This window comes from Streptomyces sp. NPDC006339 (genome assembly GCF_040612775.1).
Lineage (GTDB): Bacteria > Actinomycetota > Actinomycetes > Streptomycetales > Streptomycetaceae > Streptomyces.
In genome coordinates this window covers 40,073-64,727 of the sequence record NZ_JBEXQW010000040.1, presented here as the reverse complement: position 1 = coordinate 64,727, position 24,655 = coordinate 40,073, and the positions used below count along the sequence as shown (strand labels likewise).

The following is a 24,655-nucleotide window of genomic DNA, read 5'->3' as shown; positions in this document are numbered from 1 at the left end:
AGGAGGACCACCGTGATCACTTGGCGTCAGCTCGACGCCTTCGCCAACGAGTACACGAACAAGCTCGGCTCGCCGGTCTCCCCGCGCTACCTCGCCGGCCCCGGCGACCCCCGGCACGTCACACACGCCCTGCGCGCCGCCGGCTGGAGCACGCCCTGCGACCCTCTGCACCCGGACATCCGCATGCAGAGCCCCGACCAGCAGCACGAGCTGGTCTTCAAACCGTCCGCCCAGTACACGCGCAACTGGTGGACGGTGCACAGCGGATTCGGCCCCAGCAACTGGTACGCCGCGTTCAGCGGCTCCACGCCGGTGGAGATCGTCGCCGGACTCACCGACACCCTCCTGCTCCCCGAGCCGGAGGAAACCTCCCGGGAAGACTTCGCGGCCATCCTCACCACACGCGGTTGGGAGCACACCACCGATGAGCTCGGCGGTCACCGGATCATGTCGCCCGACTGCACCGCGCAGGTCGAGCAGCGGATCTCGCCCTCCATGGGCCGTTGCGGCTGGGATATCGAGGTCGCCCGCCACCGGGGACCGTACGGGCCCGAGGGGCTGTTGTGGCGTGCCTCGTTGGACATCCGAACGCCCGGCCATGTGCTCGGTGCCGTCGCCACCGCCCTGTCCGACCCGGCACCCGTGCCGCGCCCGCGCTTCGCCATCGACGAAAGCCCGCACCTGACCGTGGGCCGGGAGATCGTGATCGGCGAACAGATCGTGACCGCGCACCAACAGCGTCTCGCCGAGGCCCGTCGGCGCCGTCCCTCCACGCCGCCGGTCGCGGCCAAGCCGGCGCCGAACACACCCGTCGTCGCGTCGCCCGCCCGCAGCCGCTGACCACCGCCTTCGACACAAGGAAGCACCCTGACCACACCGTCCACCACCTTCCCGTCCGACCGGCACGCCCTCCTGCTGAGGCGGCTGGAGGTGTTCCTGGTCGAGAGCGAGGCGATCCTCACCGCCTGGGACGCCTACTCCGACGAGCACACCGACGCCGACGGCTGGCCGTACGACGAGGTGTCGTACGGCTGGCGCATGGTCCAGCGGGACTCCGAGACCTGGAGAGCGTTCCAGGAGGTCCGCCCCTCGGCCCGGGAGCTGCTCGCCACGGCCGCCGTCCAGCTCCAGCACATCAACGCCGGTGACATCGAGCCCCGATGGGCGTGGCAGCTCGCCGAGCTCGCCCGCGCCCTGGAGAAGCTGGAGACGCTCCAGCGCGCGCATGCCGAAGTCCGTGAAGCCCGACGGGTCTTGCCGCCGGTGTCGCAGGAGGAGTTCGTCGACTCTCTTGCCGAGCGCAACGAGGAGGCGTGGGACTCCCTGGACACCTGGGCCACCCAGGGCCGGGTCCTCCTCGACATCCACGCCGTCGCCCTCAAGGCGCCGACACGGATCCTGGGTGCCGTACCGGCGCCGGTGACGTCACCGGTACGACGCCCGGCGGGGAGGCGCGGGTGAGCGTCAAGGTCGAACAGGCGCTCATCTCCCCCCGCTACCTCGCCGGCCCCGGGGACCCGGCCTGGGTCACCGCTGCCCTGCACGCCGGCGCCGGGTGGAGCCACGGCCACGACCCGCTCATGCCCCGGGTCATCCTGACCAGCCCCGACCAGAAGTCGATGCTCCGCCTCGAGCCCCATCCGAACGAGCCGTGGTGGCACCTCTCGCATCGCGAGGGCCGCACCGGATCGGTCTGGAACGCCTCCTTCGACAGCGGGACACCCGTCGAGCTGATCGCCTCGGTCACCGACGCGCTCACCGACCCCGGCTACAACGCGCGGGCCATATCCGCCCCCTACCAGCCGCTGTGGGACGCCGGATGGCACTCCATTCGCAACGGGGAGTTCCGCTCGCCGGACGGCCGCGTGAGGGGCGAGCACTTCAATCTCTCCGGCAGCCGCAACTGGCGTGTCACGGCCAGCCTCGACGAGGACGACCCCGTGTGGAAAGCCTGGTTCAGCAGCGGCACACCCCGAGTCCTCGTGGCCGCGTTCCTGCAGGCGCTCGCCGATCCGGAGCCAGTACGCCGCTCCCACGAGCAGACCGTCGGCCTCTCCCGCCGAAGGATCACCCTGCACTGGCAGGAGTGGCCGGCCGAGAGCGTCGCCCGCACGCTGCCCGAGCGGATCGAGCGCCTCGCCGCCCGCCGCGCCAGTCCGCCACCGCCCGCGCCTCCCACCCCGCCGCCGGCACCCCGCCGCGCCCGCTGACGCTCCCTCGCCCCACTAGGGTCCGCACCGTTCAAGGAACCACCGCTTGCGCTCCGCTCCCTCCTCCAGTTCCGACGGCTACGACATAGCCCTGAAGGTCCTCCTCGGAGGCTTCGCCGTCGGCCTCCCCCTCGCCTCCATCGCCTGGCTCGCCGGCAACCTCACCGCCTGGGCCACCGGCACCGGCCCCTGGGCGCCCTACCGGCCGGCCGATGCTCTCCTGCGCCCCGAGCAGCTGTGGCCGCAGGCCGGAGAAACGTCTCTGCTCCTGACCACCCGCGTCATCCCCGTACTGGTGACGCTGCTGCTCGCCGCCGCGGGCGGAGCCGTATGGCTGCGGTACAAGAACCGAGGTGGTGGCGGGAAGAAGAAGGTCGACGGGATGGCCAAGGCCCGCGACATCGAGCCGCTGCTCGCCAAGGCCATCGAGTCCAAGGCGCGCTCGCTGCGGCCGAGCCTGAAGGCCGCCAAGCACATCGAGCCGCGCGACGCCGGCGTCCTCCTCGGCAACCTCGCCGGGACCCGTCACGAGGTCCGCATGGGCTTCGAGGATGTGGCCGTCGCGATCATGGCCCCGCGCTCCGGCAAGACCACCAGCCTGGCGATCCCCTCCATCCTCGCCGCGCCCGGACCGGTCCTGCTGACCTCGAACAAGGCGGCCGGCGATGCCTACACCGCGTGCCTCGACGCGCGCGCCGCCGTGGGGCGGGTGTGGTCGATGGACCCGCAGCAGATCGCCCACGCGGAGCGGACCATGTGGTGGAACCCGCTCGCCGACGCCAAGACCCTCGACGGTGCCGGACGGCTCGCCGGGCACTTCCTCGCCGCGAGCGTCGATGCCTCCCAGCAGGGCGACTTCTGGTCGAAGGCCGGCAGCAACATCCTGTCCCAGTTGCTCCTGGCCGCAGCCCTGGACGAGCGGCCGATCACCGACATCATGCAGTGGCTGGCCTTCCCGGCCGACCGCACCCCGCTCGACATCCTCCGCGATCACGGCTTCGCCGCGGTCGCAGCACAGCTCAAGGGCACCGTCGAGGGGCCGCCCGAGACGCGGGACGGCATCTACGAGACCGCCCGCCAGTACGCCGCCGCCCTCCTCAACAGTGAGATCGCTGCCTGGGTCACCCCGCAGAAGGACGTCCCCGAGTTCCGGCCGGCCGACTTCGTGACCTCCACCGACACCCTGTTCCTGCTGTCGAAGGACGGCGGCGGCGGCGCCTCCGCGCTGATCGCGGCGTGCGCGGACTCCGTGATGCGGGCCGCGACCGCCCAGGCCGAACGCGCCGGCGGCCGACTCGACCCGCCGATGCTCGCCATCCTCGACGAGGCCGCGAACGTCTGCAAGATCTCGGACTTGCCCGACCTGTACTCCCACCTCGGGTCGCGCGGCATCATCCCGATCACGATCCTGCAGTCCTACCGCCAGGGCCAGAAAGTCTGGGGAGACGCCGGCATGGACGCCATGTGGTCGGCAGCCACGGTGAAGGTGATCGGCTCCGGCATCGACGACCCGGACTTCGCCGACAAGCTCTCGCGGATGATCGGCGACCACGACGTGGAGACCACCTCGACGTCGGTCTCCGAGTCCGGCAAGTCGACCTCGATCAGCATGCGGCAGGAGCGGATCCTGCCCGCCGACGCCATCCGCGCCCTACCCAAGGGCAGCGCGTTGTGCCTGGCCACCGGCATGCGCGTCGCCATGCTCGACCTGCGCCCCTGGTACGCCGAGCCCGGTGCCGACGAGCTCGCCGCCGCCTCCGCCCGAGCCTCACAAGCCATCACCGCCCGCGCCGTCGCCAAACAGCGACCGTCCAAGGGTGACTTCGAGCAGGCCGCGTAACGGACCCCCGTCCTTCCGCTGGCGGATCCCTTCGCTGATCCCAAGAACCGCCGCGTCGGCGCCTGCGCCGCGCCGCCCGGGAGGCAGGACCGGTGCTCGCGATTCCCTCGTCCTCTCTTCTCCAAGGAGTCCCGTTTCTTGACACAACCGTTCACTCCCGGCCCGATCGATGAGGACCTCTGGGCCCTGACCCAGTACCTGCTGAAGTGCGGCGACCTGCTGGACGACCTCACGCGGCGGCCGGGCGAGGCACCACAGCGGCTGGCGGACACCATCCGTACGGGCAGCGCCCTGTACCGGACCTCGCTGCACACCGGCAAACTCCTGGCCCAGGCAGCACTCTCCGACGCGGCGACCACCGTCGACGGCCAGGAAGCGATCACCGTCCTCCGTCGCCTCACTGAGGCCACCTCGAACGCCGCCGCCCGCGCGTCGGACGCGGTCTCCGCCCTCGCCCACGGCGACACCGCCTCCGCCGACCAGCTGCTGAAGCAGTCCCGCGCGCACCTGTACCGAACACCGGTGGCCGTCCAGGACGTCAGCGGCGCCCTGCTGCGGCACGACGGCTACCGCTACGCACAGGAGCAGGCGGCGCGGGAGAACCTCGGCACCAGCTCCCCCACCGTCAAGGTCAGCGAAGCCCAGCGCAGGGGCCTCGCCACGTTCGCCCGCGGTGAGGCCGTCGTCCACGAGAGCACCACGGGCACCCGAGAGGTCATCGCCCCTCTGCACGCGCACATGAGGGCGACCACCATCGACGCCCTCATGGACAAGGGACTGATCAGCCTCACCCAGCTGATCCAGCAGGACCGGTACGGCGTACGGCTCACGACCGCCGGCACCCAGGCCCTTCTATCGGCGCGTCCAACACAAAACCGCGGCATCGCGCGCACCGCGCCAGCACCGGTCAAGGCGAAGGGCACCACGCCGCCCGCGCGTACGCGACGGTGACGCCCCTGCCCGCGCTCGCGGCTCAGTCCGCTCGGGCCTGTGTCCGCTGAACTCCGAGGAACACCCGATGCATCCCTTTCACCTGTTCGCTCACCTGGCCGCTGAACGCCTCCCCGGCAAATGGGTGGCGCAGCCCCGGTCGTACGACCGTCGTCTCGATCAGTCCATAGACACCGGCTGGATCTGGCCCCTCCGTGACGACCGCCCGGGTCGCGCGCCCCACATTCCCGCGGCGCTCCTCCTGGGGCCCGACGGTCTGCTGCTCTACCTCGTCGAGCACCGCCAAGGCCGCGCTCTGGTCTGCCCGGTCGTGCCGCTCGGTCTGAACAAGGACATCACCGTCCACCTCCCCGCGCCGCCGTCCGTTGCCGTCCCGCTCGATCCGGCCCGCGCCGCTTGGCGGATCTCCGACCGCGTCCTTCCCGAGTACACCGCCGCCGTCGCTGACGCCCGGGAGGCCGCCGCTGCCCTGGCCGCCCGCCGGGCCCACAACCCCGCACCGCTCCCGGCCCCGCTCCCGTCGCCGCCGACCCGCAACCGTTGAAGCCGACCTTCGCCGCCCAGGCCAGAAAGCCCCGCCGATGCCCCAACGACTCTCTCAGGCCCCGCACTTCGCCGTCTGCCTGCAGATGCTGTCCCTCGCGACCGTGTACACGCGGTGCCTCGACACGCTCAACGACCCCGCCCTCGGTGCGCCGGCGGCGACCGAGCGGATCAACCGCCTGCGCACCACGATCGAATCGCTGGCCGAGACGACCGCCGACGTGCGCGCGACCCACCAAGACCTGCCGATGTCCCTCATCGACCACACCGACCACACGGTCCGCTCCAGGCTCACGCAGCTCCAGGTCGTCACCCGGGCCGCGGTCGACGCGCTCACCGGGGCCGTCGAGGAGTCCGACCCCACCTCGTTCACTTCGGTCGACGCCAGGCAGACCAGCGTGGACGAGGCCCGGGACCTGCTCGCCACCGCCCCCACCGACCTCGTCACCGTCGCCGAGCAGGTCGCCGCCGACATGCACCGGTACAGCAGCGCGTACTCGATCCCCGAGGTCGGCGCCCACGTCACCCTCACAGCCGAGCACCACCAGGTCCTGCGGCTCATCGCCGCCGGAGCGGTCGCGGTCGACGAGGACGGCCACACCTGGATCGGCCTGAACAAGCACTCCGTCGATCGGGGCGTCCTCCTCCATCTCGACCGACTGGGCCTGATCACCGAGGAGCCGTCCGTCTCCTGGGCCGAGGAGACCCGCGTCGCGTCCACACCGATGGGCCGACTGGTCCTCGCGGCGACGATGAGCCGACCCGAGCCTCGTGAGGTTGAAGGCAAGTCGGCGTCCGCGCCGACGGCATCGGCGCCACGCCGACCCGGCCGGACTGCCGGAAGGACGGGCCGGTGAACGACGTGATCGGAATCCCGGCGCCTTCTGCGGACAGTGGTACCCCACCGCGAGCGTCCAAGTCTCAAGACCGTCGTCCCGACCGCTACAACTGGGAGCTGGCCCGGGGGCCGATCACTGCGTTCGGTGAGACCAAGGCACTGTCGGCGTGGGCCAAGGACCCGCGATGCGCGGTCAGCCGCGAGGCGCTTCGGACACGGCTCGCCCTGGGGTGGGCGTCTGAGGACGCCATCCGTCGCGAACGCCACGACAAGCCCGTCCCGGCATACACGTACCAGGGACGGACTCTGACGCTCCGAGGCTGGGCGGAGCAGTCGGGGATCAAGTACCACACCCTGTACCGGCGCCTCACGAAGGCGGGCATGACGTTCGAGGACGCCCTGCTCAAAGGATCCGACGGCCCCGACTTCGCCCTGCCGGTCACGGCGTTCGGCGAGACCAAGCCCCTCAGCCACTGGGCCGTCGACCCGCGCGCCGGCTGCACCGTTACCACGATGCGGCGCCGCATCGCCGAGGGGTGGGAACCAGAGCAGGCCATCACCGAGGAGCCGCAGAACCGCTCGACGCTGGGCTACGGCGTCCCCCACCGCGCCTTCGGGCTCAGCATGGGGCTGGAGGACTGGGCCCGGCATACGCAGATCCCTGTCGGCACCCTCCGCCACGTCATGGGCTCCTACGACCTCCCGTTGGAGTCCACCCTGACCGCCCTGGGCTGGAGCCCGCACGCCGAGTCCGGCACCGTGCACGACCTGATCGCGGTACCAGCCGGACAGCTCCGCCCGGGAGACCGGATCGTGGGCGTCTCAACCGACGGCCCCGATCCCCTCCTCACCATCCGCAGGCCCTACCCGCCATCAGGCCCGCCGCACACCTCCGCCCCACTGTCAGCCTCCCCCGCGCTGCCCGCACCGCCGGCCCACTCCGGCCCGCGCCGCACCCGCTGACGCTCCCCGCCTGCTGCCCATAGACCGACCCATGTACCCACACAAGGAGACCTTCCTGTCCAACTTCACTCCTGCACTCGCCCTCTACGACATGGCCGGCCAGGTCGACCGCCTCCGGTTCCAGCTGCGGACCCTGCCGCCAGCACCTTCGATCCCGGCCGTGGACAGCGTCTCCGCCCGCGTCGAGGACCTGATCGGCATCACCACAGCCGTGAGCGCCCAGATCAAGCACTGCCTGTCCGACCTCATGTCCGGAGAGCCGACGAAGGCGGCGCTCCAGGCGTACAGCAACGCCCTCGCGCCGCTGGGCGAGGCGCTGACAGAACTCGGCCGCATGCACGCGGAGATCGCGCACTACAACTTCACCACCCACCCCGCGCACCGTGGCAGCCCGTCGGACCTGGAGCTTCCCCGCCAGGAGGTCAACGAGACGGTGTCCGGGTGCTGCGAGGCGGCCGACGAGATCCTCGAGGTAACGGCCATCGAACTCCGGGATGCTGCCCTCGCGTTGATGCCCTCGCCCTCTCGTCTCCAGCCCGGCACTCCCGGCCGCGCTCTCCGGGCCGGCTCCGCTCTGCCCTCCCTTCCCCCCGTGCCTCTCGCCGTCACACCCCGCGTGGCGAAGAGCCGCTGAGGCGTCTACACCTTCGCGACGCCCCCCTTTCACCCCGCCCAAGGAATTCACATTCTCCAGTCCCCCTCCCCCCAGTACCGCGCCCTTTCCCTCGGAGCCGGAGTGCAGTCCAGCACACTCCTCGCACTCTCGGCAGAAGGAATTCTCCCCAAGGTCGACTATGCGATCTTCGCCGACACAGGATGGGAACCCGAAGCTGTTTACCGCCATCTCGACCGCCTTGAGCGAGAGATAGCAGAACCTGCCGGAATCCCGATCCTCCGGGTCTCCTCGGGAAACATTCGCGATGACGCCCTGGACCCGGACCACCGCTTCGCCTCCATGCCCCTCTACATCCTGAACAGAGACGGCCGACCTGGGATGACGAGGCGCCAGTGCACCGGAGAATATAAGGTAAAGCCGATCAAAAGGAAGATTCGCGACATTCTCGGCTACCCCTATCCGACTCCGGTTCCGAAGGGTGTTTTCGTCGAGCAGTGGATCGGCATATCCACTGACGAGTTCCATCGCGCCAAGGATGCCGACGTGAAGTACATGCAAAACCGGCATCCACTGATCGACATGGGCTGGTCGCGTTCCGACTGCGTCCGTTATCTCACCTCACTCGGCCTGGCCGAGACCCCGAAATCCTCGTGCCTCGGCTGCCCTTATCACGGAAATTCCCAGTGGCGAACAATCCGCGATACCTCACCCTCGGAGTGGGAGGACGTGGTCGAGTTCGACGCGGCCATCCGCAAGGGCAACGCCCGCGCCAACGCCACCGGGAACACCCTGCTGGGCGAGGCGTTCCTGCACCGCTCGCGCGTCCCGCTCGGCGAGGCCCCGATCGACCACGTCACCAGGGCCGAGCGCGCCGCCCTCGACGACGCCGAAGCCGAGGCCGCCGAGCTGGGCGTGCTGAACGGCTGCTCCCCCTGGAGCTGCCGCGGCGACGCCGAGCAGGACGACTTCGGTCTGGCGTCGTGATCCCGCCGAAGGGGCTCGTGCTCGACCTGTTCGCCGGCCCCGGCGGCTGGAGCGTTCCCCTGCACCGCTTCGGGATCCGCGACGTCGGGCTGGAATGGGACGAATGGGCCTGCAAGACGAGGGCGGCGGCCGGCCTGCTGACGATCCGCACCGATGTGGCGATGTACCCGGCATGGATCTTCGCCGGCAGGGTCCGCGGGTTCATCGCTTCGCCGCCGTGCCAGGCATGGTCCATGGCGGGCAAGCGTCTCGGCCTGGTGGACCAGCCACACGTCCACCAAGCGGTCGCCGATCTCGCCGCCGGCCTCGACACCCGCACCAAGCTCCTGGCCGCCTGTCGCGACGAACGCTCCCTGCTCGCGGCCGAGCCGATGCGCTACCTCCACGCCCTGAACACGGTGGGCGAGCCGGAGTGGGTGGCCATGGAGGAGGTCCCCGACGTGCTGCCGCTGTGGAAGCAGTACGCGCAGATCCTGAGATCCTGGGGCTTCTCCGTGTGGTGCGGCATCCTCAACTCCGCGGACTACGGGGTGCCGCAGACCCGGCGGCGGGCGATCCTGCTCGCCTCCCGCGTCCGTCCGGCCGAACCCCCGACGCCGACCCACGCCCAGGTTTCCGAACCCGAGAGCCTCTTCGGGCCGGGCCGCGCCCGCTGGGTGTCCATGGCCGAGGCCCTCGGCTGGGGAGCGACCGACCGCCCCGTCCCGACCGTCTGCGCCGGTGGCGGGCCGGGCGGCGGGCCCGAGCCGTTCCCGTCGGGTTCCCGCAAGACTCTCAGCGACGCGCGGGAGCGCGGCACCTGGATGCCGCGTCCGGACGGAGTGGTCCTGAACTCCCGCCGCGAAGGCGCAGGGTGGGCGGCCCGGCACGGCACCCGCGAGAACCGTGCCGCCACCGCCCCGGCGCCGACGTTCACCGCCGAGGCGCATCGCTGGTCGTGGTCTCTGCGCAGCAACAACCAGGCCAACGCCACCGTCCGGTCCATCGAGGAGCCGGCAGGCACGCTGTTCTTCGGACACCGTGCCAACGAGTGCACCTGGGTCGCCGAACCGGTCCCGACGTCGCCGCAGGACGGGGACGTGCCCGTAGTGCCGGAACCGATCCGGATCACCGCTCGCGAGGCCGGCCTGCTGCAGACCTTCCCCGGCGACTACCCGTGGGCCGGGAACAAAGGCCAGCAGTTCTCGCAGATCGGCAACGCGGTCCCCCCGCGTCTGGCCGCTCACCTCCTCGCCCCGCACCTCGGTGTCACCCTGGACCCGACCGACTTCGCCCTGGCCGCTTGATGCCCCACAGCCCCGATCCGGACGAGGACGACCTCGGCACGATCCCGGCGCCGCCGCCGGTGTTCCATGTCGAGCAAGCCCTCCTCGGCGCCCTTCTTCTCGATCCGCGACGCCTCGGCGACGTGACCGGGATCTGCGCCGACTCGTTCTCCACCGCCGCGCACGCCGGCCTGTTCGCCGCGATCAACGCCCTGCCGCCACCCGACCCGGATGAGCACGCGAGGAACATCACGTGGCTCAACAAGGTGCTCGCCGCAGGCCGGGAGCAGGCACGCGGCTTGACCGCCTCCTACCTGCACACCCTCATCCAGGTCTGCCCCTGGCCGAGGCACGCGGCGGCCTACGCACGGATGGTCGAGGCCGAACACGCCCGCCGCCGGCTACGCGCCGCCACAGAACACCTCCTCCAGACCGCCCACGACGACACCCTCCCGGAGCCCGTCCCGTCGGTGCTCGCCGAGGCCGACGCGCTCGCCGCGGTCGTGGACGACATCGCCACACGCTTCCCTCCACGCGCCGGCGCCCTGCCCCGCACGCCTGTGTCCCCGCCGGCCGTCGTGCCCGACCACACCGAGGCGGCGGAGGAGGAGCAGTTGCTGCTCGCAACCGCCACCGCCCGCCCGGCCGACATCGAGTCCGTACGGTGGCTGCTGCCCGAGGACTTCACCCAGCCCCTGCACGCCGGTCTGTGGCAGTGCCTCACCACCCTCGTCCGCCGCCACGAGCCCGTTGATCCCGTCACCGTCCTGTGGGAAGCCCAGCAGCGCGGCCTCCTGCACGACGGAAGCGAGCCGAGCGACGTACTGCGTCTTCTCGCCGAACCGGCAGGCTCCGTCGAGCACTGGAGCCAACGCGCCCTCATGCGCTCGCTCCTGACCACGGTGGACGACGCCGCCCGCCGCATCCAGGCGTACTCCGACGACCCGATGAACACACCGTTCCAGCTCGTCGCCGGTGCCCGCCGGACCCTCGCCGACATCGGCGCCGTCCGTACCCGCTGGCAGCATGCCACCGGCCGCCCGCTGTCCCAGCGAGCGCGGGCCGCGCCCACCACACGCGCCGGCCCCTCGACGCGCCGTACCCCCGTCGTCTCGCCGCCGTCCGCCCGCCCCGTCGCACGGGCCGCCACCGGGCGAACCCCCTGACCTACGAAGGACCCGATGCCGTACGCCCCCGCCGACGCCCACGTCCGTTTCGCGCTCCACTCCGACCACCAGCCCGCCGTCATCGCCACCACGACAGGCCCCACGGCAGACGCCGCCCGCTCCCACCTCCACGACCACGGCTTCCGCAGCACCGGCCCGACCACGATGGTCCTGGCCCGCATCGACCACGAAGCGCCCCACTACACCGCCCAGGCCGCCGAACAGCTCCGGCGGTACGGCTTCACCACCGAGATCGACCCCGCCCTCCAGGAGGAAATCGACACCGAGTGGACCTGGGCGAACTACTCCATGCCCTGGTGCTCCCGCGCGGAGATCCGCCAGGTCGGCGCCGCGGCCCAGCGCATCCACGACGACATCGCCGAAGGCCGCCTGACCATCCACCTGCACGCCGACGACGGCCACACCACCGTCGCCGTCGGCTCGTACGCAACCGGCGTGCGCCGGCACGTCCACCTCCACGGGGAGAACCACCTCCGACAGGTCTCCACCTCGTACGACACCGAAGCCGAGGCCGTCGCCGAGTTCCACCGGCTCTACTCCGTCGCCGTCCGCCCCGGCCCCGCCCCGCTCACCGACCTCGAACAGACCGTCCGCCGGCTCCTCGCGGGCACGACCCCGTCCACCTCCGAGGGGACCTCTGCGCCCGCGGCCGAGCCTCCGGTCGCGGAGCCCGGCGAGCACGAGGCGTTCCTCGCCGCCCTCTTCGACCAGGACCGCCAGTGGGAGAGGTACCGCCCCTTCGACGAGACGACCATCGCCTCCCACGAATCCCTCACCGTACGAGTCGAGTTCACCCACGAGGCCCGGCACCGCACCGACGTCGCCTGGACGATCGCGGAGTACGACGGCCCCGTCGGCGAGCGCCTCTGGCACGCCACCATCACCGCCTGCACCCCCGTCTCCCTCATCCACACGATGCTCCAGTACCTCGACGCCCCGCCGCTCGCCACCGCAGACCACCCCGACGGCGTCCTGCACGACGCCGCCTGGCACCCGGCGAGCCACCCCGCCCGCACCACCTGGGCCGCGCCGGACCGGAGCATCGTCTTCGAGTCCGCCCCACACGCCGTGGCGGACCGATGGATGTTGTACGGCGGAGAGGACCTCGACCGAGCTGCGTGGACCATCCGCCTGTCCGCCGGCGTTCCCCTCCCCCTCTTGGCCGAGCTCGCCGAGAGCGCTGCCGACCTGTTTCCGTCACCCACACGGCCGACCACGCGGTCGCTCCCGTCGCCCGCCCGCGGGCTCCCCGCTGCCGTGCCCGCCCAGCGCACCCGCGGCCGGTAGTCGGCCCCGGCCCGGCAGCCTCCGACACGCCTCGTCCTGGGCCGGTACGACGAAAACGGTGCCCTGCGCCCGGTCGGCCGGACCGTGCCCCTCTCACCGGATGCCGCCCGCCAGATCGCCGGGCACCTCCGTCCGGCCCCGTCCGGCCACCCGTGGACTGGAGTGCGGTTCTCCTCGACCTGGGGCTCCCGCGAATCTCTGGAGGTGGTCCTCGTCGCGCCCGACGTGGTCGCGGAGGTGGATGCCGACACGGCCATCGACCGAGGGGCCTGGCGCCACCCCCTGCGGTTCGTCCGCCCGCGGCAGGACGTCGCTGTCGATGACGTTCCCCGCTTCGGTGAAGGAACCGTCGCCGGATGACGCCAGCCGCTCCGGACCCTTGACCCGCCCCGACCCGGCCGGGTCACGAGCAGAACATGGCCGTGGAACATAGCTCGGAATCGCCGGTTGGCCAAACCGGCGATACCACGGAGTATTGATGGTCCACCGCCACGCCCTGCCCGTCCGTCGAAGGGAACAGACGACGACCACAGACCACCCACGAAGCGCGCACTGCCGACAAGGCGGCAGACGATCACGCCGCCGCGTAGCTCGCCCGGAAGAGATCGTGTGCCCGTTCCACGTCCCTCGGCGTACGGAGCTGCACCTCCAGATCGCCCGTCCCGTGGTGCCCGAGACCGGACACGTCCCGGGTGAAGCCCGGAACAAGATCGACATCTTTCGGGTCGACCTTCAGATAGACCAGGAGCTTGCTCCGCTGCGGCGGACACACGCAGGCGAAGTTCCGCAGCCGCTGGTACGCCCGGTACATCTTGCGCTCGACGCGGTTCACGCCGTCACCGAGACCGAGCAGCGCCTCGTCGACCGCGCTCGCCAACTCCGCCATCGACGCGCCCTGGACGTCGGCTGCCGCCCGAGCAACCGCCTGCCGGCGAGTCTGGCGGGCCACCCGCGTACCGCTGCTGCCGGACGCCACGGTCTCAAGCCCGAGCAGATCGCTACCGAAGAGTCGGTAGCGGACCAGGTGCTCGAACTCGGCTCGGTGGTCCACCAGCCAGCTGAGATAGAACAGGCCCTGGTTGATGACGCCGGCGTCGACCCCTCGCTTGTACTCGACGATGACCGGCGATCCGTTCTCGTCCAGCCCAAGCGAGTCGATCCGGCCGCCGTGGACGGGTCCCGTGCCGTACTCGCTCGCCAAGAACCGGACGCCCAACAGCGTCTCCATGTTCTTCTCGACGAGACCCTGTACATCAGCCTCGACCTCGGCAAGACGCGGCGTGACCTCAGTCACGCCGCTTCTCGTTGCGTCCGTACGGAACAGCTTCAAGCCAACCACCCCCCATATCGCGTGGGAGATCAACAACGTCGGGCAGGTGGAGATTTGTTTCCGCAACGGCCGTTAACCCTGTGAAGAACGTGTGCGGAAGAGCCTCCCGAGCCGGGATCCGCAACCGCCGACTCATGCCCGCACCCCTACATGCTCGCGCGGCCCGTCGGCATCCAGCACGAATCCAGCACGGTACGGAGTATGAGGGGTGATGACAGGTGACGAGAGGTCAGAAAATCCAGCACCTATCCAGCACGGTAAAAACGAAGGGGCCCGACCCCGAAGAGTCGGACCCCATCTGACCTGCATGTTTGCCAGATCATCAACGTGGTGCTATGTGACGCACTACACGTTGAAGCGGAATTCCACCACCAAGACCGTGTCCTATGCGGTGAGGCGGAGGAGTCGCTTGTAGCAGCAGATGGCGGCGGCGAGGCCGAGAAAGGCCAGGTAGGTGCGGGGGTGTCGTTCGTAGCGGTGGCTGAACCGGCGGTAGCCGGTCAGCCAGGACATGGTCCGCTCGATCACCCACCTGCGGCGCCCGAGTCGTTCGCTGGCCTCGATGCCCTTGCGTGCGATGCGAACGCCGATACGTTTCCGCGGAGCCAGTTCCGCAGTTCAGGTATGCCGTAAACCTTGTCAGCATGCAGACGCTGGGGTTTGAAGTTCCGGCCTCGGTGGGGGTCATGTCTCGTTTGGTCGAGGACCATGGGGTTCAGCCCTGGCTGTCGTGGGTGTTGGCGGCCGAGAGGCCGCCAGTGAGGGGCAGTCCGTTCGCGTCCGACAGGACGTGCGTTTTGTAACCCGCTTTGCCCCGGTCCGCGGGGCTCGGGCCGGTGAGGTCGCCCCATTTTCGCCCGGACGCGGACAGAGTCGGCTGACCGCCCGGGACAGGTCGAGCAAGCCGGCGTCGTCGAGGCGGTGCAGGATCTCCTCGTGCAGCCGGCCCCACGCCCCGGCACGCGACCAGATCAGGAACCGGCGATGGGCCGTGGACTTCGATATGCCGGAACAGGGTGGCAAGGCCCGCCAGGCGCAGCCACTGACCAGGACGTACACGATCGCGGCAAACAGGGTCTCATCGGGTGTGTCCTGCGTCCCGCCGTCCTGCGGCCGCACCTTCGACGGCGGGGTCAACGGCTTCGCGAGCTCCCACCGTCCGTGACGACACCACTCGGGAGGTCTTCAGGCGGGACACCTAGCGATACCCCTCGGGGGTATTCGTTGCTGTTGCACTCCAAGCGAGCAACGCGATATACATGAACCTAGATATACCCCCCGGGGGTATCCCCTTAGGGTCTAGGAGGTTCCATGTCCGCGTACTCCGCCACTTACAAGGTCGCCGGCGTCAACAGCGGCCACTGCAAGGCGATCGTCAGCAGTGCCTTGCGGGAGCTCGACGCGGTCGACACCGTTCATGTTGAGATCTCCACCGGCCTGGTGACCGTGAACAGCGCCGCCCTTCTGGACGACAAGCTCATTGAGGAGACCATCGAGGACGCCGGCTACGACTTCGTCGGCCGCGCCTGACCGTAACGATCGCCATCACGAACGAGGAGCAGCAGTCATGAGCACCCCCACGACGGCAGGCGTCGCCCAGGTCGAGCTCGCCATCGGCGGCATGACCTGCGCCTCGTGCGCGGCCCGTATCGAGAAGAAGCTCAACCGCATGGACGGGGTCGAGGCCACCGTCAACTACGCGACCGAGAAGGCGAAGGTCACCTTCTCCGCCGACGTCTCCGTCCAGGACCTGATCGCCACCGTCGAGGCCACCGGCTACACCGCCGAGGAGCCCGCTCCCCCGCGGACGGAGTCCGGCGGCGAGGACGGGCCCTCCGACGAGGAGAAGGCCGACGAGGAGCTGCGGCCGCTGAAGCAGCGCCTGGTCACCGCCGTCGCCCTCGCCGTGCCGGTCATCGCGATGGCGATGGTCCCGGCCCTGCAGATCGAGTACTGGCAGTGGCTGAGCCTCACGCTCGCCGCGCCGGTCGTCACGTACGCCGCCTGGCCCTTCCACCGGGCCGCCTGGACCAACGCCAGGCACGGCGCGGCCACCATGGACACGCTGATCTCGGTCGGCACCATCGCCGCTTTCCTCTGGTCGCTGTGGGCGCTGTTCTTCGGCACCGCCGGCACGCCCGGCATGACGCACCCCTTCGAGTTCACCATCGCCCGCACCGACGGCGCCGGGAACATCTACCTGGAGGCCGCGGCCGGTGTCACCGCGTTCATCCTGGCCGGCCGCTACTTCGAGGCCCGTTCGAAGCGCAAGGCGGGCGCCGCGCTCAAGGCGCTGATGCAGCTGGGCGCCAAGGAGGTCACCGTCCTGCGGGGCGGCCGCGAGGTCACCGTACCCACCGCCGAACTCGCCGTCGGGGACCGCTTCCTGGTCCGCCCGGGCGAGAAGATCGCCACCGACGGCACCGTCGTCGAGGGCTCGTCCGCCGTCGACGCCTCCATGCTGACCGGCGAGTCCGTCCCGGTCGAGGTCTCCGCCGGCGACTCCGTCACCGGCGCCACCCTGAACGCCGGGGGCCGGCTCGTCGTCGAGGCCACCCGCGTCGGCGCCGACACCCAGCTCGCCCGGATGGCCAAGCTGGTGGAGGACGCGCAGAACGGCAAGGCCGCGGCCCAGCGCCTCGCCGACCGGATCTCCGCCGTCTTCGTGCCGGTCGTCATCGCGCTCGCGCTCGGTACCCTCGGCTTCTGGCTCGGCACCGGGCAGGGACTCACCGCCGCGTTCACCGCCGCCGTCGCCGTCCTGATCATCGCCTGCCCCTGCGCCCTGGGCCTCGCCACCCCGACCGCCCTCATGGTCGGCACGGGCCGCGGCGCCCAGCTCGGCATCCTCATCAAGGGCCCCGAGGTCCTGGAGACGACCCGCAAGGTCGACACGATCGTCCTGGACAAGACCGGCACCGTCACCACCGGCCGGATGACCCTCATCAAGGTCCACACCGCCGCCGGTACGGACGAGAGGGACGTGCTGCGGCTCGCGGGCGCCCTGGAGCACTCCTCGGAGCACCCGATCGCGCAGGCCGTCGCCACCGGCGCCGCGGCCAGGGTGGGCACGCTGCCGACGCCCGAGGACTTCGCCAACGTCCCCGGTCTCGGCGTGCAGGGCGTCGTCGAGGGCCACGCCGTCCTCGTCGGCCGCGAGAAGCTGCTCGGCGAGTGGGCGATGGAGCTGCCGAAGTCGCTGAAGTCCGCCAAGGACGCGGCGGAGACGGCCGGCAGGACCGCCATCGCGGTCGCCTGGGACGGCGAGGCCCGCGCGGTCCTGGAGGTCGCCGACGCCGTCAAGGAGACCAGCCCGGAGGCCATCCGGCGGCTGCGCGCCCTCGGTCTGACCCCGATCCTGCTCACCGGCGACAACAAGGCCGTCGCCGAGGCCGTCGCCGCCGAGGTCGGCATCGACGAGGTCATCGCCGAGGTCATGCCGCAGGACAAGGTCGACGTCGTCAAGAAGCTCCAGGGCGAGGGCCGTTCCGTCGCCATGATCGGCGACGGCGTCAACGACGCCGCCGCGCTCGCCCAGGCCGACCTGGGTCTCGCGATGGGCACCGGCACGGACGCCGCCATCGAGGCCGGCGACCTGACCCTCGTACGGGGCGACCTGCGGGCCGCGGCCGACGCCATCCGACTCTCCCGCAGGACCCTCGGCACCATCCGGTCCAACCTCTTCTGGGCCTTCGCCTACAACGTGGCCGCCCTCCCGCTCGCCGCGGCCGGCCTGCTCAACCCCATGATCGCGGGAGCCGCCATGGCCTTCTCCTCGGTCTTCGTCGTCGGCAACAGCCTGCGCCTGCGAGGCTTCCAACCCATCGACAAGTAAGGCGAACCAACACCGAGGGGCGGACCCGGCCGGGTCCGCCCCTCTTCCGTGCCCCGTCGCCCCCCTCACGCCAGCCGCCGCCCGCCGAGGCGCCTTCGTCCGGCTCTCGTCTCCCACCCCGCCCGGCCACCCGTGGGCGGGGCACGGTTGACTGTCGGAGGGGCGGGCCGCGCCCCGCCGTGTGAAGCCAGACCGCCCGGCTGCCAGCCCTCAGTCAGGCGTCGCGCGCAGCCGCCGCCGACCTCCCCTACAACCGACCGACCCCGACATCACGAACAGCACGAGGTGAAGCACCATGTCCCCCTCCTCGACTCCTTTCCCCCGAAAGCGCACCCACGGTCTTCTCGCGCCGGGCGCCATCGCCGCCGCAACCGTCCTGCTCGCCGCATGCGGCGGGGGCAGCCCCTCTGATAGCGCCGCTGCCCCGGGCGAGGAGCCGCAGCCCGCGCTGCACAGCCACATCCACGGACTCGGAATCGACCCGGAGGACGGCCGGCTCTACGTGGCCACCCACGAGGGGATCTACACCGCGGACGACAAGGGAAGCCCTCAGCTCGTCGGGAACAGCAGGGACGACTTCATGGGCTTCACCGTGACCGGTGCCAAGACCTTCCTGGCCAGCGGCCACCCGGCCCCCGGCAGTGACCAGCCGGACAACCACGGGCTGATCAAGAGCACCGATGCCGGAAAGTCCTGGAAGACCGCCTCACTCAAGGGCGAGGCGGACTTCCACAGCCTCGACCACGCCAAGGGCATCACTTACGGGTACGACAGCACGGGCGGTCTGCTGCGCGTCAGCAAGGACGGCACGACCTGGCAGGACCGGGCCCGCCTGCAGGCCCTCGACTTCGCGGTGAACCCCGCCGACCCGAACCAGCTCGTCGCCACCACGGCGGAGGGCGTCGCACGCAGCACCGACGGAGGCGCGACCTTCGCCCCCGGCCAGGGGCCGGGTATGGAATTCCTGTCCTGGGCATCCCCGGAATCCCTCTTCGGCGTCGACTTCACCGGTGCCCTCAGCATCAGCTCGGACGGCGGAAGCACCTGGAAGAAGACGGCTTCCGTACCCGGAGGCCAGCCGCAGGCCCTGACCGCCGTCGACGAAAAGCACATCCTCGCGGCCACCCAAGACGGCATCTACGAGTCCCGGGACGCGGGGAAGACGTTCACCAAGCGCCTGTCCGTAGCGAGCGGCGATCACCACTGACGAAAGCGGCATCCTGGCGTGATCACGCCATCGCGTGTTGCCGCAAGGGAATGCGCTTGTCGAGCGCCGCGCGCCCACGCCAGGATGCTTCACGGCTCGGGATCCGGCGTCCCGGTACCGAGCCACAACGACCAGGACCGGGCGATGCCCCAGGGTTGCAGGCACGTCTGCGGCACATCCCCCGCCCGCCCGGCGTACCTCACGGTGCTCGCCCGGTCCTACGGCTTCTCGAGACGCGACAAAATCGGGTGTCCAGGGGAGGGCGAGAATGCTGGAGAGGCAGAGCACAGTTGGCAGCGTCCCCATCGGCTCGTTCGTAGCCTTGGGAGACAGCTTCACCGAGGGGCTCGGCGACGAGACTCCCGACGGCACTCTCCTGGGGTGGGCCGATCGCCTCGCCGACCTGCTGGCCAGCCGCTCGCCGGTGCCCTTCCGCTACGCCAATCTCGCCGTTCGTGGCCGGCTCATCGACGAGATCCTCGAGGAGCAGGTGCCGCAGGTGGCGAAACTGACGCCGGACCTGGTGAGCTTCTGCGCCGGCGGCAACGACATTTTACGGCTGGGCAGTTCCGTGGATCGCATCGCCGAGCGGTTCGAGGAAGGAGTCGTCGAGCTCAGCTCCACCGCGAAGACCGTGCTCGTGTTCACCGGCTTCGATCCCCGGGGAACGCCCGTACTGCGCCGACTGCGCGGAAAGATCGCCACTTACACCGCGCACATCCACGCCATAGCGGACCGGCACGGATGCCTGGTCGTGGACCTCTGGTCGATGAAGGCCCTCCAGCATCCCCGCGCGTGGAGCGATGACCGACTGCACCTGTCGTCCGAAGGGCACCGACAGGTCGCACTACGAGCCGCAGGCGTTCTGGGGCTACGCCCGATGCTAAGCACACCCGCAACCCACGCGCTGCAGGGACGCGTACGACAGCCCCAGAGGCTGGACGACCTCCGCTGGGCCAAGGAACACTTCCTTCCCTGGCTCGGCCAGCACCTGCTCGGCAGGGCATCCGACGAGGTCCTGGAGCCGAAGCGTCCGCAACTGCTGCCCCTGTAGCTCCCCGATGGCCCCCTGCCGTCGGCAGTCAGTTCTCTTCCCAGTTCCGCACGGCCGAGAGCACCTCCATCCGCAGGTTCCAGCGGCCGTTCCGCCCCGTGAGCTGCACAGCCGCCAGGGGTGGCACATCGATCCGCCAGAACAGCGCCCGCGGCATGCCCAACGCACCGACAACCGCCGCACGCACCACCGACTGCTCCGCGACAGCCAGCACCCGCCCGGCGTCAGCGGGCAATCCGTCGAGCCAGACTGCGACCCGCTCGCACACCTCTGACACGGACTCGCCACCATGCGGCGCCGCTTCGAGGTCGGTCGTCCAGGCCGCGAGCCCGTCGCTCTCCCGCTCGGCGACTTCGCCGAGGGTCCGCCCTGCCCACCTGCCCATGTCCATGTCGCGAAGGGCCGGCTCCACTGTCACCACGTCCCACCGCAGGGCTCGGGCCGTCCGCTCGCACCGCTCCGACGGTGCCGAGTAGTGCAGTGAGGCTCGCGGCAGGGCAGCAGCCATCTCCCCGGCCCGCCGCAGCGCCCGTTCGTCCAGCGGCGCCTCGCCGAATCGCACATCGCGCTCCACAGCGGCGGGAGCGCACAACAACGTGAGCCGGACGTTCACGAGCGGTCCCTTCGTTGTGCACAGAACCGGATCATCGTAAGACGCTTACGACGAGGGCTTTCGCAGCAATTTCCGACCCGCTTGTGGCACGCCTCACATCGCGCCGCATGGACCCTCATTGAGACTAAGTCTCTAAGCAGCTTAGTATTCGCGGAGTCTTCGCACAGCCGGTCGCCCACTCGGGGCGGCGACGGAGACGCCGCCGTGCCCGCTGTATGCCCCGCCCTTCGGCGGCCAAGGAAGAAGGAGCTCCGCCGTGGCCTCCCACCGCCGCCCGAAGCAGTCCAATCCGCGCTACACCGGCGTCATCACCGCCACCGCCGCGGCGGCCGTGGCCCTGTCCACCCAGACGGCCTCGGCCGACCCGCTGCCTGACCCCAACAAGAAGGGGGTCAAGGCGCAGGTGGACCGCCTCTATGAGCAGGCGACCCAGGCCACCGAGAAGTACAACGGAGCCAAGGAGAAGGCCGACGAGCTCAAGAAGCAGGTCGCGACGCTCCAGGACACCGCCGCCCGCAAGCAGGGCGAGCTGAATGAACTGCGTGACCGGATCGGCACGGTGGCCGCCGGCCAGTACCGTTCCGGCGGATTGGACCCGGCCCTCCAGCTGTTCCTCTCCGAAGACCCCGACACGTACTTGGAGAAGGCGTCCGCCCTGGACCGCGCCGGCGACCGGCAGGCTGCCGTACTGCAGCAGTTCCTCTCCCAGCAGCGGGTCCTCCAGCAGCAACGCACGGAGGCGTCGGAGAAGCTGCGCGATCTGGACTCCGTTCAGAAGGAGCTGGGCAAGCGGAAGACGGAGATCCAGGGCAAGCTGCGCGAGGCCCAGCGCCTCCTCAACACCCTGTCGGCGAAGGAGCGGGCCCGGATCAACGAAGAGGAGGACCGGGCCAACCGGGCCAGCGCACGGGTCGACCTCGGCAACGAGGCGAGCGCCTCGCAGCGCGCCGCCGCGGCCTTCGCCGCCGCCAAGAGCAGGGTCGGCATGCCCTACGTCTGGGGCGCGAGCGGCCCGAGCTCCTTCGACTGCTCCGGCCTCACCTCCTGGGCGTACCGCCAGGCCGGCGTGACGATACCCCGCACCTCCCAGGCCCAGGCGAACGCCGGCACACGCATCAACTCCCTCAGCGACCTGAAGCCCGGCGATCTGATCCTCATGCGCAGCGACCTCAGCCACGTCGGCTTCTACGCCGGCAACGGACAGATCCTCCACTCCCCCAAGCCGGGCGCGCAGGTGCGTTACGAGTCCATCGCCCGCAGCGGCATGCCCTTCATGTGGGGCGTACGCATCGGCTGACGCACACAGCAGAGGGGGCGCCGGTACGAGACCGGCGCCCCCTCCCGTGTGGACGGGCATCAGGCCGAGGGCGCCACCGCTCTCGGCTCCGCGGCCCCGATCCGCGCGCCTGCCCGGCGCGGCTGCAGCAACCGCTCGGCCAGCACGCCGAAGACGAGACCGAATCCGGCCCACAGCACCGCCTGGACAGCGAGCGCGGAGATGCGGAACTGCCAGACGACCTCGGCCGGGAAGTCCTTCGGCATCTCGTTGACCGCCGGCAGGAACGCGTACGCGAGTCCGACGGCGAGGACGAAGAACGCGCCTGCCGCGATGGTCGCGTTCCAGTTGCCCAGACGGGGCGCGAGCCGCTTGCCGAGGATCACCGCGGCGACGGCGAGCAGCACGCTGAGCACCACCATGAGCAGGTAGAGGGTGGTGCGCTGGCTGATGGTGGCCGCGTCGCTGACCGCAGGCGGGTTGGCCGGGTACTTGAGGAACGGCACGATGTAGACCGCGACCAGGCCGCTGAGCGACAGAAGACCAGCCGTGGCGCGGGGGCCGAACGCGCCGACGCGGCCCAGGGCGAAGCAGTACGCCAGCGCGGCGATGCCGCCCAGGCCGACGCCGTAGACGAGGACACCGGTCGCGAGACCAGTGGTGGACTGGGCCGCACGGCTGACGAGTTCCTCGCCCTCTTCGTGACTGTGCGCTGCTTCGTAGGCGATGCCCGCCTCGGTCGGCGGCTCGCCGAGGAAGTAGGCGACGACCAGGGCGAGGAGACCGGCCACGAGGCCGGCCGCCATCCCACGCGCGAGGAGCTTGCCGACAATTGTCGAGTTCATGATGTGTGGTTTTCCCTGTCTCAGTGGCAGGGGAAGCCGAGCAGGTGACGGCCGTCGTGCACCCACTCGTGGACGCCTTCGCCGGCGAAGATCGCGGTGGCGCCCTGCTCGGCGCCGACGAGGAAGAGCGCGAGCAGCATCAGGGCCCCGAAGAAGACGGCCAGGGCAGGATCGACTTGATGGGGAGTACGGTGGGGGTGGCAACGGCACTCGGCTGAGCGGTGGCCTGAGCCATGGCAGGACCTCCAAGGGGAACACGCGTCCCGGTCGGTGGAGCTCGACCGACGGGGCGAGTCTGACTTGCCGGACCGCACCGCTCAGAAGATGAGCGGCTGCCGCCGAGCACACAGTGGCGCGACCGTGCCGGATTCCCACTGGCTTCCGCTGCCCGTCGATTGACTTGTCCTGGTCAAGGTAGCCGAAGGCACCCGGCCCCACCAAGCTTCTAAATAACTTAGAAGGATCGATTAGGGTTCCCCCATGACCGATCCACATGCCCCGGGGGTGGCCTCAGCGGCGCGACAGGTACGCCTGCATGGCGCGGTGCAGGGTCCTGTTCACCGTCCCCTGCAGGGGCAGCTCCCACTCACCGAGGGTCTCCGCCACTTCCCCTCCGGTGCCGAGCTTCCAGCGCATCAGCCCGAAGGACCGCTCTGCGGGGTCGAGGGTGTCCGGTACGCCCCGCATGTCGTAGACGGTAGCCCCCAGGGAGTGCGCGTCGCGGATCAGTCGCCACTGCAGGGCGTTGCTCGGCCTTACCTCGCGGCGGTGATCGGCGGAGGCTCCGGTCTGGTACCAGGCCCGCCGGCCCGCCACGATCATGGTGTGGGCGGCGAGCACCTCGCCGTCGTGCCGTGCGAGGTAGAGCCGCATGCGCCCGTTCTCCTCCGCGTTGAGCTCTCGGTGCTGCCGCTGGAAGTACGGAAGCGAGCGCCCCAGGCGGAAGCCGTCACGCCGCTCGGTGACCTGCAGCAGGTCGTAGAAGGCGGGAAGGTCCTCGGCGGTGCCGAGGTAGGTCTCCACCCCGGCTGTCTGCGCCTTCTTGATGTTGCGCCGCCACTCCTGATTGAAGCCGGACCACAGGTCGTCGGTGCTCCGGCCGGCCAGCGGAAGCTCGAACAGGTGGCGCGGCTGGGCGTCGCCCGCGCCGCCGACCTCGCCGCAGCGCCGCCATCCGGCCGCCCGCAGCCGGTCCGCCACGGCCGATCCGACCGGCTCGACGACGTCCGGCAGCACGTCTCCGACCCGGCGCCCGGGGCCCACGGCCGCCTTGAGCGTCGCGGCGCTCCAGCGGCGGTACGCCAGGGGCGGCCCCATCCGTACGGCGAAGGCGCCGGCTGCCCGCAGGTGGTCGAGGAGCAGCTGAAGGACGTCCATCAGGGCCGGGTCGGCCCAGTCCAGCACCGGGCCCTCCGGGATGTAGGCGAAGTACCGCCGGGTCCCGGGCAGCGGCCGGTACAGCACCTGGGCGGCGGCACGCTGGCGTCCTGTCCCGTCGAACCAGCCGATCCACTCGGCCCGCCACCCCTCCTTGACGGCGCTCCAGGAGGGGAGCTGGAGGAAGCTGACCTGCTCGCCCCGTGCACGCCCCGAGAGGGAGTCGAGGTAGGCCAGGTGCTGCTCAGGGGTCGTGGGCATGATCTCCAGGGCACCGGCACTGTGGGTCATCTGCACCTCGGCGACAGCCATGTCGAAGGTCTCCTCGTTCTGGTCCTTGCGCCCCCTTCGGGAGGGCGGCGGGATACCCCCGCCTGTCTCATGCACGCCCGGCGGCACCGGAATGTGGCAGACGACTTCGCAGGGATCCGCGG

22 protein-coding genes, 2 pseudogenes and 1 riboswitch are annotated in these 24,655 nt (G+C 70.5%); of the genes and pseudogenes, 18 read left to right on the top strand and 6 right to left on the bottom strand.

The features are described from left to right. Window positions 1–12: 12 nt before the first annotated feature. From ABZ135_RS28415 to ABZ135_RS28355, 13 genes are all read left to right on the top strand, one after another. The gene (locus tag ABZ135_RS28415) at window positions 13–840 is read left to right on the top strand and encodes a DUF317 domain-containing protein (protein WP_356699448.1); all 828 of its coding nucleotides are present in this window, start codon (window positions 13–15) and stop codon (window positions 838–840) included. A 90-nt stretch (window positions 841–930) separates the two neighbouring features. Continuing rightward, window positions 931–1,461: a hypothetical protein gene (locus ABZ135_RS28410; RefSeq protein WP_356699446.1), complete on the top strand. Its 531-nt coding sequence runs from the start codon at window positions 931–933 to the stop codon at window positions 1,459–1,461. After that, window positions 1,458–2,210 (top strand): DUF317 domain-containing protein, encoded by a 753-nt coding sequence (locus ABZ135_RS28405; protein WP_356699444.1) that lies wholly within the window; start codon window positions 1,458–1,460, stop codon window positions 2,208–2,210. Before ABZ135_RS28410 ends, ABZ135_RS28405 begins: the two co-directional genes overlap by 4 nt. A gap of 46 nt (window positions 2,211–2,256) precedes the next feature. Then, window positions 2,257–4,050 (top strand): TraM recognition domain-containing protein, encoded by a 1,794-nt coding sequence (locus tag ABZ135_RS28400; protein ID WP_356699442.1) that lies wholly within the window; start codon window positions 2,257–2,259, stop codon window positions 4,048–4,050. A gap of 138 nt (window positions 4,051–4,188) precedes the next feature. Further along, window positions 4,189–5,001, top strand: a complete 813-nt coding sequence (locus ABZ135_RS28395) for a hypothetical protein (RefSeq protein WP_356699440.1) — start codon at window positions 4,189–4,191, stop codon at window positions 4,999–5,001. A gap of 67 nt (window positions 5,002–5,068) precedes the next feature. Beyond that, window positions 5,069–5,545 carry a hypothetical protein gene (locus ABZ135_RS28390; protein WP_356699438.1) on the top strand — a complete coding sequence of 159 codons (477 nt, stop codon included), beginning with the start codon at window positions 5,069–5,071 and terminating at the stop codon, window positions 5,543–5,545. A gap of 37 nt (window positions 5,546–5,582) precedes the next feature. Then, window positions 5,583–6,401 (top strand): hypothetical protein, encoded by an 819-nt coding sequence (locus tag ABZ135_RS28385; protein ID WP_356699436.1) that lies wholly within the window; start codon window positions 5,583–5,585, stop codon window positions 6,399–6,401. 362 nt (window positions 6,402–6,763) lie between these two features. After that, window positions 6,764–7,345 carry a hypothetical protein gene (locus ABZ135_RS28380; RefSeq protein ID WP_356699434.1) on the top strand — a complete coding sequence of 194 codons (582 nt, stop codon included), beginning with the start codon at window positions 6,764–6,766 and terminating at the stop codon, window positions 7,343–7,345. A 31-nt stretch (window positions 7,346–7,376) separates the two neighbouring features. Further along, on the top strand, window positions 7,377–7,979 hold the full coding sequence (locus tag ABZ135_RS28375) for a hypothetical protein (RefSeq protein WP_356699432.1): 603 nt from the start codon (window positions 7,377–7,379) through the stop codon (window positions 7,977–7,979). 102 nt (window positions 7,980–8,081) lie between these two features. Then, a complete protein-coding gene (locus ABZ135_RS28370; protein WP_356699431.1) occupies window positions 8,082–8,945 on the top strand; it encodes a hypothetical protein in 864 nt (287 codons plus the stop codon). Continuing rightward, window positions 8,942–10,231, top strand: a complete 1,290-nt coding sequence (locus tag ABZ135_RS28365; protein ID WP_356699429.1) for a DNA cytosine methyltransferase — start codon at window positions 8,942–8,944, stop codon at window positions 10,229–10,231. The genes ABZ135_RS28370 and ABZ135_RS28365 overlap by 4 nt, the downstream gene beginning before the upstream one ends. Then, window positions 10,231–11,376 (top strand): DnaB-like helicase N-terminal domain-containing protein, encoded by a 1,146-nt coding sequence (locus tag ABZ135_RS28360; RefSeq protein ID WP_356699503.1) that lies wholly within the window; start codon window positions 10,231–10,233, stop codon window positions 11,374–11,376. Before ABZ135_RS28365 ends, ABZ135_RS28360 begins: the two co-directional genes overlap by 1 nt. A gap of 15 nt (window positions 11,377–11,391) precedes the next feature. Further along, the gene (locus ABZ135_RS28355) at window positions 11,392–12,684 is read left to right on the top strand and encodes a DUF317 domain-containing protein (RefSeq protein ID WP_356699428.1); all 1,293 of its coding nucleotides are present in this window, start codon (window positions 11,392–11,394) and stop codon (window positions 12,682–12,684) included. Window positions 12,685–13,258: 574 nt separating this feature from the next. On the opposite strand, the gene ABZ135_RS28350 is transcribed toward ABZ135_RS28355, so the two are convergent. Both ABZ135_RS28350 and ABZ135_RS28345 read right to left on the bottom strand, forming a co-directional pair. Next, window positions 13,259–14,023, bottom strand: a complete 765-nt coding sequence (locus tag ABZ135_RS28350; RefSeq protein ID WP_356699502.1) for a DUF5655 domain-containing protein — start codon at window positions 14,021–14,023, stop codon at window positions 13,259–13,261. Window positions 14,024–14,398: 375 nt separating this feature from the next. Next, window positions 14,399–15,151, bottom strand: a pseudogene (locus ABZ135_RS28345) (IS5 family transposase). A 174-nt stretch (window positions 15,152–15,325) separates the two neighbouring features. On the opposite strand from ABZ135_RS28345, the gene ABZ135_RS28340 reads away from it, so the two are divergent. The 4 genes from ABZ135_RS28340 (at window position 15,326) to ABZ135_RS28325 (ending at window position 20,110) form a co-directional block, all read left to right on the top strand. Next, a complete protein-coding gene (locus ABZ135_RS28340; protein ID WP_356699427.1) occupies window positions 15,326–15,544 on the top strand; it encodes a cation transporter in 219 nt (72 codons plus the stop codon). 37 nt (window positions 15,545–15,581) lie between these two features. Then, entirely contained in the window at window positions 15,582–17,849 is a 2,268-nt protein-coding gene (locus tag ABZ135_RS28335; RefSeq protein WP_356699426.1) for a heavy metal translocating P-type ATPase, read from the top strand. Window positions 17,850–18,144: 295 nt separating this feature from the next. After that, window positions 18,145–19,056, top strand: a complete 912-nt coding sequence (locus ABZ135_RS28330) for a F510_1955 family glycosylhydrolase (RefSeq protein WP_356699424.1) — start codon at window positions 18,145–18,147, stop codon at window positions 19,054–19,056. Between the two features lie 268 nt (window positions 19,057–19,324). Beyond that, the gene (locus tag ABZ135_RS28325; RefSeq protein WP_356699422.1) at window positions 19,325–20,110 is read left to right on the top strand and encodes an SGNH/GDSL hydrolase family protein; all 786 of its coding nucleotides are present in this window, start codon (window positions 19,325–19,327) and stop codon (window positions 20,108–20,110) included. A 28-nt stretch (window positions 20,111–20,138) separates the two neighbouring features. Here the strand turns inward: ABZ135_RS28325 and ABZ135_RS28320 are convergent, their stop codons facing one another. Next, the gene (locus ABZ135_RS28320; protein ID WP_356699420.1) at window positions 20,139–20,723 is read right to left on the bottom strand and encodes a histidine phosphatase family protein; all 585 of its coding nucleotides are present in this window, start codon (window positions 20,721–20,723) and stop codon (window positions 20,139–20,141) included. Between the two features lie 256 nt (window positions 20,724–20,979). Here ABZ135_RS28320 and ABZ135_RS28315 point away from each other — a divergent pair, with 256 nt between their 5' ends. Beyond that, window positions 20,980–22,020, top strand: coding sequence for an NlpC/P60 family protein (locus ABZ135_RS28315; protein WP_356699418.1), 1,041 nt, complete (start codon window positions 20,980–20,982; stop codon window positions 22,018–22,020). Window positions 22,021–22,079: 59 nt separating this feature from the next. Here ABZ135_RS28315 and ABZ135_RS28310 read toward each other — a convergent pair whose 3' ends face one another. The 3 genes and pseudogenes from ABZ135_RS28310 to ABZ135_RS28300 form a co-directional block, all read right to left on the bottom strand. Next, window positions 22,080–22,844 (bottom strand): CbtA family protein, encoded by a 765-nt coding sequence (locus ABZ135_RS28310; protein ID WP_356699417.1) that lies wholly within the window; start codon window positions 22,842–22,844, stop codon window positions 22,080–22,082. 20 nt (window positions 22,845–22,864) lie between these two features. Beyond that, window positions 22,865–23,079: pseudogene (locus tag ABZ135_RS28305) on the bottom strand (CbtB-domain containing protein). Window positions 23,080–23,114: 35 nt separating this feature from the next. Continuing rightward, a riboswitch (cobalamin riboswitch) is annotated at window positions 23,115–23,291 on the bottom strand. A gap of 63 nt (window positions 23,292–23,354) precedes the next feature. Beyond that, window positions 23,355–24,533, bottom strand: a complete 1,179-nt coding sequence (locus ABZ135_RS28300; RefSeq protein ID WP_356699415.1) for a peptidoglycan bridge formation glycyltransferase FemA/FemB family protein — start codon at window positions 24,531–24,533, stop codon at window positions 23,355–23,357. Between the last annotated feature and the right edge of the window lie 122 nt (window positions 24,534–24,655).